Source organism: Cognaticolwellia beringensis (genome assembly GCF_002076895.1).
Classification (GTDB): domain Bacteria; phylum Pseudomonadota; class Gammaproteobacteria; order Enterobacterales; family Alteromonadaceae; genus Cognaticolwellia; species Cognaticolwellia beringensis.
This window is the reverse complement of record NZ_CP020465.1, coordinates 3,835,219-3,847,830: the sequence shown is the minus strand read 5'-3', so window position 1 is coordinate 3,847,830 and position 12,612 is coordinate 3,835,219. Positions and strand designations below refer to the sequence as shown.

Sequence of the window (12,612 nt, the reverse complement as noted above, 5' to 3'; positions counted from 1 at the left end):
CATATCTGTTCAGTTAACGTTCAGTTTACAGCTGTTAATATTACAAGCATAACTTAAAAAGTCACCTGCACAATTTTGCATTTATTGTTTTACAAAGGCGACGTTTAAATCATCCGGTTTAAAGGAGAGAGAACATGCTAAAAGTAAATATCAAAAGGTCGTTGAGTCACTTAATTTTTTCTCTATCAAGTGCACTAGTACTATCTGCACCAAGTTTTAGCGCAGAAAACGCTAGTAAAACCTACTATGGTTCAAATAATGAACCAACATTAGCTGAACAAACAAGCACCCGCAATTTTACACGTGCTGAGCTAGAGCAGATGCTGGCACCCATCGCTTTATACCCAGACACCTTGCTCACCCATATCCTTATTGCTACAACATACCCAATTGAAGTTGTTGACGCAGAGCGTTGGTTAAATAAAAACAGCCAACTAAGCGCACAGGCACTTGCCGACGCTGCTGATGATAAAGATTGGGATGCCAGCGTTAAAGCCCTTCTACCGTTTCCAAACGTACTTAAGAAATTAAGCGAAGATTTACATTGGATGCGTAATTTAGGTGATGCTTTCTTGCAAGATGAGGCACAAGTACTTGCCAGTGTGCAAATATTACGTCAACAAGCAGACCAGGCAGGAAACCTTCAAAATATGAACAACGTTAATGTTGTTCGTGAAACGAAAACAATCATTATTGAATCAAGACAACCCGATATAATTTATGTGCCCTACTATGACACCCGAGTGGTTTATGGTGATTGGCGTTGGTCGCATTACCCACCAATTTTTTGGCAGCACCCTGTGCACTATGTTTCGCATCATGGTCCTTATTATTGGCATAATCCTGTACACCTAACCGTTGGGCTATTTTTTGGAGCTGTACATTGGAATAATCGGCATGTTGTAGTTCAACATCACAAATCTCGATATTACAAAAACCATGGCAAGAAGAAAACTTCGACCAGTTACCAGTCTAAACGCTGGCAGCATAACCCTCGGCACAGAAAGGGGGTAGCTTATCGTACATCGAGTACTCAGAAAAAATATCGCAGTCAAACGCCTAGCGCTCAGCAACATAAAGTTTTACGTGCTAATCAAAGGCATTTTGTGAATAAAAATAAGCACACAGCACAGCATGCTAGTAATAGATATAACAGTAGTAAAAGTCAAAGTCTGAAGCATAAATTGCAAGTCAATCGAGCAGAAAAAATTGACCAGAACAAGGCTAATAAACACTCATTTACTAGACAGGAACCTTATGGAAATAAAAATTGGCGACACGCTAAAGACAGTAGAAAAATTGATAATAATAAAATAAAAACATCGCCAAAACGTTACGAGCAAAAGCATAAAGAGTTTAGAGCTAACGAAAAAAACGTCAGCCATAAGCAAAGTACTCAAGTGTTAACTAGCCGAAATAACAGTGAAAAAAGTTATTCAAAGCCAATGAAAACACCGAATAGTACAGTGCAGAAGCGCCATAACTCAAATCGTTTAAAAAGCGAAAAAAGCGTAAGAAAGCATTCAAATACTAACGTGGCCAACAGACAACAAAGTAGCGGTAGTAGAACGCACCAAAGCCGAGCCAAACAACATAACTAATGTCACGTGACTTTAGATTTACCACAAAAAAACTTAACGGCTTTAAAGCAATTAAAAAGGCGATATCAATTACTGATATCGCCTTTTTTTATTCAAATAAAATAAAAATCAGTTAACCGGCTTGCTCTATAGCCGTCAGGCTATTATTAACAAAAACTAATTTTGTACATTCATCTTTAGTTGTTAAGCCATCTTTGTGCAGGCGGTGTGTTCGGTAGTAAACAACATTAACGGTTTTGCCATCTTTTAAATAAGTCTCGGTAAAGTCAGCTACACCCATTTCACGAGAAACATCAGCAAAGGCTGTATTTAATTGAATACCCGCAATTTTTTTTCTATTTTTATATTCTCGGTCTTCAAAATCACCTGAAATCGAGTGACCATCTTCGCCACCAACGGCAATAACACAGCCGGTTAAACCCAATGTTAAAGGCGCGATAACGATTAGTGCTAATAACGATTTTTTCATTTTATTTTTCTCTCATCAAAAGTAATGGTTTTATACAAATGGTTGCAAATGCCAAACCACTTCTCTAACTAATTGATTAAATTAAATATAAACAAAAAAACTAAAATCATAGCGAGACAAAGTTGGTGTTTTTCGCTAAAATATTGTCTCTTTTACACTTGAGTTATAATTTATGACTATATTTGATGAAATTTCCGTCATCGCCAACAAGCTAGCCAATGATGGTAAAGTGCCAAGTGTCGCGCTGATTAAAAGTCGTCTGAGCCAAACGGTACCTTTGCCTAAAATCATTTCCGCTTTAAAAAACTGGCATCACGACCCAGAGTTTATAAATGCTCCACAAAAAGACATTACAACGAAGGCATCTACTGTTAAAAAAGCTAACCCAGAAGAAATAAGCTTACTTATAGCAAATGCCCTAGCGCCATTACAGCAAGAAATTATTGAATTAAAACAGCAGGTAAAACAGCTATTGGAAAATCAATTGGCTAAAAAACAATAGCCTCATAAACAGTCTGTATATAAACCATTCAATTCAAATAAATTAGCATTTTAATAGTCGGATTAAATCTTGCTAATCATTTTCGATAGCTTTTGGTGGTATCCGTGGCGTAAGTTGCGAAATAAAATCAGCAAGTGTATCCGCTATTTTTTTATGCGGATCGCAGCCGACTTTTTCGACCCAAACTGAGCCAGTTTCATTGTCTAAGGATATGATATGGTCGTCATCATCAGTGATGGCAAAAAATATCGTCAACTTTTGTTTTAATTTCGTTTTCATTAAAATATGACCAATGATATTTTCTTGTAAACGAGAGAAATCTTTGCTGCTCCATGCAAATAACAATGACAAATCCCCTTCTGAGCAACTTGCGTCTAAGCTATCACTGTACATAGCGGTAAAATATTGTTTAATGTCATCATGAAGTTTTACTTCCAAGGCCTCTTCAACATTATCGAAAGTCAGTTCTTCATCCACTTTTATCGGATGCCAAAGCGAAAACTCTTCTTTATACACACCTTGCTCGCAAGGTGACGCCCAATCCTCAACTATATGAGTAATAGGTAAATGTTCAAATCTATGTTGGTACGCTTTTAAGTAATCTTGAGAAAAATGCCATACGAGATCATTAAGAGAATAATTTGATATTTTCATCTAACGATTAATTCCTATAAAATGAAGAAAATTTTATCAGCATTGTTACAACCAGAGAAGAAGTTACTCAAAATGAGCACTTATACAAACGCAAATGCGTTAAGCAACTTAACGCTTGGAAAAGCAACAAACTATTGCAGTCAATATAACCCAGAATTACTACAAGCGGTACCAAGAAGCTTAAATAGAGACAGTTTAGGCTTAACAGCTAATAACCTTCCTTTTACAGGTGAAGATGTTTGGTATGGCTATGAACTTTCATGGCTTAATGACAAAGGTAAGCCTGTAGTTGCTGTTGCTGAGTTTAGTTTTCCATGCACGAGTCCTAGCATTGTTGAATCAAAGTCATTTAAGCTGTACTTAAATAGCTTTAATCAAACCCAATTTCCCTCATGGCAAAGCGTAGAGTCTGCGTTAAGAAAAGATTTATCAGCCACTGCAGGCGCTTCAGCTGAAGTAAAACTGTTTCCGGTTGATAACTGCCCTGCTCTTAGTTTATCTACTGATACAGCGTTGTGCATAGATGATCTTGATATTGAAATTAACCAATATCAATTAGCACCCGATATATTAAAAAATGCTGGTGAGCAAGAAGGCAATAACGTAGCAGAATATTTAGTTTGCCATTTATTAAAATCAAACTGCTTAATTACTAATCAACCTGACTGGGCAAGTGTTTATATAAAATACCAAGGTAAACAAATTTGTCATGAAACCTTATTAAAGTATTTAATTTCATTTCGTCAACACAATGAATTTCACGAACAATGTGTTGAACGGATATTTTGTGACATCAAGCGCTTTTGCCATATGGAAAGTCTAACTGTTTTCGCCAGATACACACGAAGAGGCGGTTTAGATATTAATCCTTTCCGCTCAACTACTGAGATAAAAGCACCTAAATTAAGAACACTTAGGCAATAAAGTGCAATAATGAGTAGTTTTTAAACAAACGCGTGATTGATATACACTTATGCTAGCTTTTTATACGGTTATGTTTATTATTAATATATACTAAAATACAGCTTTACCCTTGATGTTAAAGCTGTATTTCAATAAAACTAATTAGTGTCTACTTTCATCGTATCGTGTTTAAGGGAAGAATTTAATGAGCGAAACTTCTGTTGCGGAAAAAACTATCAAAGATTTAAAATCTCGACTTAACTCCGCTATTATCGCTCGAAGTGAGCTAGAAAACGAATTTAGTGCACAATCGGTTCTTTTAACCAGTTTTATTAGCAAATTATCTCAAGCTTGCAAAGGCACTGACATATTACTTGATAATAAGTTAGCTAAGTTAAGAACAACCCTAAAAACATCTATAAGCTTCACAGATATAGAAAAAGATATAAAAGCGATATCGACACTTTTACGACAGCACTCGCTAAAAAATGATAAAAACAGCATAAAAATACACAAACAATTAAATAACTCTGGTACGGGTCTGCAAAAAGTTAAAGGCTTTCCAAAGGAAAGTCGTCGTCAATTGCAAGGCTTGATTAACAAAGCAGAGGAAAGCCACTCGTCATTAGTGCAATACATACCATTAATGAGCGAGTTTATAGCCTTCTATGAAAATGTAATTCATACACAGATCAGACAACCAGCGGAACAATCACCAAAGGTGAGCCAGCCTGTTGCTATTAGTAAATGCAATAAGGTTGACAGCAATGAGGTATCTGAAACAAGCCCAGTTACTGAACAAATTGCTCCGAAGGAATTACTTGGACGGTTTAGCTCCATCCTCAATACGTTAGTTATTTCCAAAAAGCATAAAGCTGATATCACCAAAATTAAATCCAGTTTACACGGTCAAGTTTCAAATCAAATATTAATGACAACATGCCTCAATGTTTTCGATTTTATGATTGAAGATTTAGAGCAGGAACGCAGTAGAGCTAAAGTGTTTTTATCTACACTGAGCGAAACACTGACTTCTGTTCAAGTTTCAGTAGCTGCAACGCTTACTAGTTCCTCAGAATGTAGTATTGAGAATGCCAAAATCAATAAAGAACTATCTGACAAAATAAACGAAGTTAGTATTGGTATTATCGACGCAGGTTCATTAACCGAAATGAAAGTCGATGTTAATGATAAAATTCAGCAAATTGCTAAGACACTGGAAAATAAATCTAAATTAGAAGAAGAACAACGTTTGGCTTTACACGAAAAGCTAAATAATATGTCCGCACAGGTAGAACAATTAGAGCAACAAAGTAAAGTTTTTGAAAAGCGCATTCAAGAAGTTCAGGCTAAAAGCTTCCAAGATGCTTTAACCAAATTAGCCAATAGAGCAGCGTTTGATGAGTATTTTGCAAAAGAACTTGTTCGCTTTCACCATAAACAGTTTGATTTAGCGATCACGGTTGTTGATTTAGATGACTTTAAACGTATAAATGACACTTACGGTCATACTGCTGGTGATAAAACGTTACAAGTTATTGCTGAGACCTTAACAAAAGTTATGGGCAAAGATGTTTTTATTAGCCGATATGGCGGAGAAGAATTTGTCTTAATTTTTAAAGGTGTAGACAAAATCACTGTGATGAACAAACTCAACATGTTACGTAAAAAAGTGGCAAGCTTACCATTCACCTTTAAAGGCACTCGTGTCAGTATTACTTTATCTGTTGGCGTCACTCTAGTACAAAGAGATGATATTGTGCATTCTGCATTCGAACGTGCAGATACCGCACTGTATCAAGCAAAGCATGATGGTAAAAATAAAGTGGTATACGGGTAAAAAATAGAGGAAGTTGAATTATGCACACTCAAGTTAATCCCGTAGGTAAAATGAACTTACTGTCTCAAGCAGAAGTTGATCACTTACAACAATCAGCAACTAGTGAACTCTATAATCTCTATCGTAATTGTTCATTGGCCGTTCTTAATGCCGGCAGTCATACCGACAATGCTGAAGATATCTATCAACAATTTCTCGACTTTCAAATTCAAGTATTACGACGTGAGCGTGGCGTGAAATTAGCATTAGATAATCCGCCAAAACATGCCTTTGTAGACGGTGTTATTATAAAAGGTATACAAGAACACCTTTCTGCGGTGTTACGCGATATATTATTTATCGGTGATTGTTACAATTCAAACGCAATTGACAGTACCACTAATGTTATTTTCGATATGCTACGCAATGCTAACGCCATAATCCCTGACAGCTCACCTAATTTGATCACTTGCTGGGGTGGACACTCCATTAATAGTATTGAATATAAATATACCAAGCAGGTGGGCTATCATCTTGGGCTTAGAGGTTTTAACATTTGTACTGGCTGCGGGCCTGGCGCAATGAAAGGTCCTATGAAAGGAGCAACGTTTGGTCATGCTAAGCAACGCAACGCTACGGGTCGTTATATAGGGTTAACTGAACCAAGTATTATTGCCGCGGAACCGCCAAACCCTATCGTTAATGAATTGGTTATCATGCCTGACATTGAGAAGCGTTTAGAAGCGTTTGTACGTATGTCACACGGTATAATTATATTCCCCGGTGGAGCAGGCACAGCAGAAGAGTTACTTTATATTTTGGGTATTATGTTACACCCTAAAAATCAATCACAAAAATTACCTATTATTTTAACGGGGCCAATTGAAAGCGCTGAATATTTTCAACAAATTGATACCTTCATTGGCGCCACGTTAGGTGAATCAGCACAACAACTTTATGAAATTATTATTGACGACCCAGAACAAGTCGCCAAAACCTTGAAATCAACCACCAAAGATGTGGTTGCACATCGTAAACTTACTGGTGACTCTTATCATTTCAATTGGTCATTAGTTATTGAAGCTGAGTTTCAACAGCCTTTTGATCCAAATCACGAAAAAATGGCCTCATTAAATTTACATTATGACCAAAGCATAGCTGCTTTAGCCGCAAATTTACGCCGTGCGTTCTCTGGTATTGTCGCAGGTAACGTCAAAGCAAGCGGAATAAAAGCCATCCGAGAAAACGGGCCATTTGAAATAAGTGGTGATAGTAAAATAATGGCGTTAATGGATACTTTATTACATTCTTTCGTCCAGCAACAAAGAATGAAACTACCCGGCAGTAAATATATTCCTTGTTATACAGTCATTGAAGGTTAGACTTTATGACGGTTCATTTGGTATTAATTGATGCATTAAATTTGATCAGAAGAATTTATGCTGTCCAAGAACGGCCTTTTTTGTTAAATAATGAATTGGCTGAAAATACCAAGCAACAAGTTTTGTTTAATACCGCCAAAGCCTGTGAACAAGCTTTGCAGAAAATATTAGATCAATTACAACCAACTCATGCGCTTGCCGTTTTTGACTCGCAAGCACCATGTTGGCGATACGATATTTTTCCTGACTATAAAAAAGGCCGTAAAAAAATGCCTGAGCATTTGGCTGATAAGTTACCCGATATTCAGGATCGTTTTATGAAAAATTTTGTTGATTCTTTAGTGTCAGAAGCTGACGAAGCTGACGATTTAATTGCTACCTTAGCGATAAAAGTCGCATTAAGAGGGCAAAATGTCACTATAGTCTCTACAGATAAATGTTTTTTATCGCTACTTAACCCCAATATAAAAGTTTATGACTATTTTAACCGACGCTATTTAGACGAAGAGTATGTAGTTAACAAATTTAGTGTAAAGCCAGATAAATTAATGGACTTGTGGACATTAACTGGCGATAACACCAACAAAATACCAGGTGTAGCTGGAATTGGGCAAGTAACGGCTTCCAAATTATTAAATCAGTACGGCTCAATTAAAAGTATTCTTAGTGCGACAGACTTAAAAAGTAGCATCAGTGAAAAACTATCACTCCATGATGAGCAAATAGCATTAAGTCGCAAACTACTGACGTTAAAAATCGATATTCCTTTAGGCTTCAATTTAAAAGATATCAGACTACCTAATGAAAATGAACTTGCCAGTAGTTAACAATCTGGTAACATTAGTCCTTATCACCATCATTTGTAATGTCGTCATTAAACGTACTAAAAAATAATAACTAAAACTAAGTTTTTTGTTATTACGAATGATAATAAAACCATTGATTAGCAAGATTCAAGGAATAAAAGTGAATAAAAAAGTTATTGCTAGAATATTAGTCGCATTAATTGCATATGGCATTTTTGTCGCATTAGTGGTGAATTTTTACGATGACAGCCCAGCAAAAATGCAATGGGAAGACCGAGAAGCCTATAATCGACAATTTATAGCGAAACTTGAACTGAAAAAATTTAACTTTAATAGTGCTATAGAGCAACTAGGCAGTCCAGATATTACTGAAGCCAAGTTAGTCAACGAAAGCAGTTACCAAGTCAGCTTTTACCGTACGCAACACGTAAAGTCTGACGGCATAACAACGCAAGATGAATGTACCGCATTACTGTTTACTAACGGGATTTTAACTGCCATTGGTAAAACAGCTTACCAGCAATTTAAAGACTTTTAATGAAGCGATTATTAACTCTTACTAACACTTACTCACTCATATTAATAAAGTAGTATTTAAAGTCATCGACTAGTTATGGTTAAGGCTTCTAAAGTCTATCGTTGATTTTAATTTTATATATAGATTAATTATCACCTCCTTTTAAATGGCGCTAAAACCAACAACTTCGCTATAAAATAAGATAAATAACCTATAGTCATAGTTCCTTCGTTTCCCTGAAGGTCAAAGTCATTTCACATTAATTCCATAATTTATCCAGTTAACGTAATCATTCATCAGTTAATATCAATATTTGTCCCATAAATAAGACTAAAGTTTAACGTTAATACTTACTAACTGTTTCGATTAATTGCTATAATTGCAGGCATTAACACAGTTGAGTCGATATAAAAACTGCCATATAAATTATACCCGTTGGCAGTAGTCTTATATGTACTACTACACTCGATTCTCATCACTAAAAAAGTAATACTCAAAAGGTAATGAAACAATGGCAAAACAAATCATAACAGTGATACCAGGTGACGGTATTGGTCCAGATATTATAGATGCAACTATCAAAGTCCTTGATAAAGCAGGTTGTAATTTTGAATATGAGTATGCTGACGCTGGCTTAACAGCATTAGAGAATCATGGCGATTTAGTACCAGAGTCTACATTAGCGCTGATTGAAAAAAATAAAATCGCCCTTAAAGGCCCATTAACAACGCCAGTAGGTGATGGTTTTACTTCAATTAACGTGACATTACGTAAGCACTTTCAACTGTACGCAAATGTTCGTCCTGTGTTGTCATTTAAAGGCACAAAAGCGCGTTACGAAAACATTGATATCATTACCATTCGTGAAAATACAGAAGGCATGTATTCAGGCCTTGGGCAAACGGTTTCAGAAGATGGCAATCATGCAGAGGCAATGAGCCTTGTGACTCGCGAAGGTGCTGAACGCATTGTTACTTTTGCTTACGAAACTGCTATAAAAGAAGGCCGTAAAAAGGTTACTGCCGTTCATAAAGCTAATATCCTAAAATCAACATCAGGTCTATTCCTTAAAGTTGCCCGTGAAGTAGCCGCACGTTACCCACAAATTGAATCAACAGAAATGATCGTAGACAACTGTTGTATGCAGTTAGTAATGAATCCTGAGCAGTTTGACGTCATTGTTACCACTAACCTATTTGGCGATATATTATCTGATCTATGTGCTGGTTTAGTTGGTGGTCTAGGAATGGCTCCTGGCGCTAACATTGGTAATGGCTGTGCAATATTTGAAGCTGTTCATGGTAGTGCACCCGACATTGCAGGTAAAAACTTGGCAAACCCAACGTCCGTTATTTTAGCTGCTATACAAATGCTAGAATATTTAGGCATGGCAGATAAAGCCGATAATATTCGTCGCGCTATCACTGACGTTATCGAAACAGGTGATCGCACGACACGTGATTTAGGCGGTACACATGGCACTTCAGATTTCACCCAAGCGGTATTAGAGCGTCTATAAAACTATATAACTTCTGAATAATAAATAGTTCTAATGAAAACCAAGCCTTGTAGCTTGGTTTTTTTATGACTAAATTATGCCTAAATCATGCCTAAATATAGGTAAATTAATTTTTTGAGTTTATTACGCCATAGATACTTTCTAAAGCATACAATCAAACTAAGAGAGTTAAATTGTGAACCGACTGAATTCGCATTTATTTAAACCAGCACTATACTATGTAAAGTTTTATAGACTGTTTATTAAAAATAGTACTATAAATACTGCAATATTAAACTGCTCCAAGGATGAAAGTAGTTATATTTAAAGACGTTATATTTAATGCTGTTAATTACTCGCTTTTGTATTTCAAGCGAAAACATCTTAGAGGAAATCAACCAAACAGGTTAAAACAAAAGGACTTTGTTATGAATCAATTTCAATTAAAAATTACAGCCACGCTATTCACTTGTTTACTTGCAGGTAAAAGTTATGCCTCACTAATAAGTTATGACCTTCTAACCCCAAATTCTTCACCACACATTAGCTACGCTAATCCATTCACAGATGCTTTTTCAAGTAATGCAGATGGCTTTCAAATCTATCAACGAAATGTCGATTTGAATATACCTAACGCGTTGTTAGATAACAGTGACATAGGAGCCGATAGTTTAGGCATTATTACCCGTACTAATACACAAGCTTTTTTTGGCATTGTGGATACCGTAAATCTGAACAACCCAAGCAATGATGCTGTCGCTAGCTGGCAAGTAGATATTACCAACCTAACCGCAATAAAGCTTTTAATTGATATGGCAGCCATGGGCGATTTTGAAAGTAGTGACGAGTTCGAATGGCGCTATAGTATCGACAACAATCCATTCTCAAGCCTTTTTCAAGGCGTAAGTAATCTAGACTCCCAGCAAAGCTATCGCTTAAAAGATAACAGCTTAAAAACCCTTAACGATCCCATGACAGTAAACTCAATATTACTCAGCAATCAATTTACAGCATTTTCTTCGTCAATTTTAGACACCGGAAACTTATTAACAATTGAACTGAAGGCTAATGCAAATAGCGACAATGAAGCTATCGCGTTTCAAAATGTTTTCATTCAAGGCGTGTCTAATACTGTAACAGTTAGTGAACCAAAGTCATTTGTAATAATGATTTTTGCATTACTATTTTTTACCGTCAGTCAGGTACTGTTTAGACAAAAAAGTGGGGGTGATAATCGAATGTGTTTTAAAGCTTAGAAAGAGTTACCGATGCGTGGTGATATTTAGATAGTAGAACGGTTTTTACATAATAAAACACCCTGAACTTTATAAATACCAGGGTGTTTATTCAGATTAATTTCACTAAAATATAGCTTAAATATCTGTTGGAGGAGGAGAAAGCAGCCTTGCATGTACGGTGACTTCTTCACGGTCATAATACAAATGTTTAGCAAACAATTCGTACTTAACGTTGTGGAGAGAAAATGCATCTTTCATCGTTTGTAAATCGTCATTAACTTGCTGATAACGACCTTTCATTGGCAGTTTCAAGTTAAAAATTGCTTCTTGGCACAGCCCTTTTAATAACCACTCGCTCATAAGTTTTGCTACGCGTTGAGGTTTTTCAATCATATCGCATACTAGCCAGTAAACGTTCTTCTTTTGCGGCACATATTTAAAGCCATCCATAGTACGATGTTTTACTTGCCCTGTTTCCATCAATGACTCAGCCATTGGACCATTATCAATTGACGTTACCATCATGCCACGACGTACCAATTGATAAGTCCAACCGCCAGGTGCGGCGCCTAGATCAACCGCATTCATGCCTGATGTTAATCGTATGTCCCATTCCTCTTTAGGAATAAAATATAAAAAAGCTTCATCTAATTTCAATGTTGAGCGACTTGGCGCAGCATTTGGGAATTTTAAACGTGGAATACCCATAACATGCGGTGAAGTATTTAGCGCTAGAGAAAAGCCAAATATAACTTCTTTGCCTGATAAAAATAACGCGTGTAGAACTGCCCCATCTTTATTGCCTTTTTCGGTGAGTATTTTTTCTTTTCTCAGTGCTTGTCGTAATGGAACCGCTAATTTCCGACAAAACTTCGACAATTCTTTGCCGTCATTGGTGTCAGGCGTTTCCATACGTAAATCAGCATATTGCCACTCGGTGCCTAACGCTTCTACAATAGCTTCAACACGATTGTAGTCCGGTAAGTCAATTTTTTCCGTTACAGTAACAAACCATTGGCGTGCAAAAATAAGTCGACGTAATGGAATTTTTTCCATTAAGACTTCGCCCTCTTCCGGCTTATTTAAATGAAAATAAACCACTCCCTGGTTTTTACTTAGCTCTAAATAGCCATAAACTTCATTCCATGAGGCTTTTTCTTGAATTTCTGCGCCACATTCTTTTTCAAATCCGGGGCGACAATATAAAACTATTGCAGTCATTA

Annotated in this window: 12 protein-coding genes; 9 read left to right on the top strand and 3 right to left on the bottom strand. The window is 36.4% G+C overall.

The features are described from left to right. Positions 1 to 134 precede the first annotated feature (134 nt). Positions 135 to 1,601: a DUF3300 domain-containing protein gene (locus B5D82_RS16195; RefSeq protein ID WP_081152984.1), complete on the top strand. Its 1,467-nt coding sequence runs from the start codon at positions 135 to 137 to the stop codon at positions 1,599 to 1,601. 112 nt (positions 1,602 to 1,713) lie between these two features. Here B5D82_RS16195 and B5D82_RS16190 read toward each other — a convergent pair whose 3' ends face one another. Further along, positions 1,714 to 2,070 (bottom strand): DUF3192 domain-containing protein, encoded by a 357-nt coding sequence (locus tag B5D82_RS16190; RefSeq protein ID WP_081152982.1) that lies wholly within the window; start codon positions 2,068 to 2,070, stop codon positions 1,714 to 1,716. Between the two features lie 172 nt (positions 2,071 to 2,242). Here B5D82_RS16190 and B5D82_RS16185 point away from each other — a divergent pair, with 172 nt between their 5' ends. After that, positions 2,243 to 2,572 (top strand): hypothetical protein, encoded by a 330-nt coding sequence (locus tag B5D82_RS16185; protein WP_081152981.1) that lies wholly within the window; start codon positions 2,243 to 2,245, stop codon positions 2,570 to 2,572. Positions 2,573 to 2,644: 72 nt separating this feature from the next. Here B5D82_RS16185 and syd read toward each other — a convergent pair whose 3' ends face one another. Further along, positions 2,645 to 3,226 carry a SecY-interacting protein gene (gene syd, locus B5D82_RS16180; protein ID WP_081152979.1) on the bottom strand — a complete coding sequence of 194 codons (582 nt, stop codon included), beginning with the start codon at positions 3,224 to 3,226 and terminating at the stop codon, positions 2,645 to 2,647. Between the two features lie 72 nt (positions 3,227 to 3,298). On the opposite strand from syd, the gene queF reads away from it, so the two are divergent. The 7 genes from queF to B5D82_RS16145 all read left to right on the top strand — a co-directional run bounded on the left by queF (position 3,299) and on the right by B5D82_RS16145 (position 11,407). Beyond that, positions 3,299 to 4,150, top strand: coding sequence for an NADPH-dependent 7-cyano-7-deazaguanine reductase QueF (gene queF / locus B5D82_RS16175; protein WP_081152978.1), 852 nt, complete (start codon positions 3,299 to 3,301; stop codon positions 4,148 to 4,150). A 184-nt stretch (positions 4,151 to 4,334) separates the two neighbouring features. Further along, positions 4,335 to 5,969, top strand: a complete 1,635-nt coding sequence (locus B5D82_RS16170) for a GGDEF domain-containing protein (RefSeq protein WP_081152977.1) — start codon at positions 4,335 to 4,337, stop codon at positions 5,967 to 5,969. A 20-nt stretch (positions 5,970 to 5,989) separates the two neighbouring features. Next, the gene (gene ppnN / locus B5D82_RS16165; protein ID WP_081152976.1) at positions 5,990 to 7,330 is read left to right on the top strand and encodes a nucleotide 5'-monophosphate nucleosidase PpnN; all 1,341 of its coding nucleotides are present in this window, start codon (positions 5,990 to 5,992) and stop codon (positions 7,328 to 7,330) included. Positions 7,331 to 7,335: 5 nt separating this feature from the next. Next, positions 7,336 to 8,157 (top strand): flap endonuclease Xni, encoded by an 822-nt coding sequence (gene xni / locus B5D82_RS16160; RefSeq protein WP_081152974.1) that lies wholly within the window; start codon positions 7,336 to 7,338, stop codon positions 8,155 to 8,157. A 139-nt stretch (positions 8,158 to 8,296) separates the two neighbouring features. Further along, complete coding sequence (locus tag B5D82_RS16155) at positions 8,297 to 8,674, top strand: DUF3192 domain-containing protein (protein WP_081152973.1); 378 nt, start codon at positions 8,297 to 8,299, stop codon at positions 8,672 to 8,674. A 490-nt stretch (positions 8,675 to 9,164) separates the two neighbouring features. Further along, a complete protein-coding gene (locus tag B5D82_RS16150; protein WP_081152971.1) occupies positions 9,165 to 10,172 on the top strand; it encodes an isocitrate dehydrogenase in 1,008 nt (335 codons plus the stop codon). A gap of 407 nt (positions 10,173 to 10,579) precedes the next feature. Beyond that, a complete protein-coding gene (locus tag B5D82_RS16145; RefSeq protein ID WP_081152970.1) occupies positions 10,580 to 11,407 on the top strand; it encodes a hypothetical protein in 828 nt (275 codons plus the stop codon). Positions 11,408 to 11,524: 117 nt separating this feature from the next. Here the strand turns inward: B5D82_RS16145 and rlmM are convergent, their stop codons facing one another. Next, entirely contained in the window at positions 11,525 to 12,610 is a 1,086-nt protein-coding gene (gene rlmM / locus B5D82_RS16140) for a 23S rRNA (cytidine(2498)-2'-O)-methyltransferase RlmM (RefSeq protein WP_081152968.1), read from the bottom strand. Between the last annotated feature and the right edge of the window lie 2 nt (positions 12,611 to 12,612).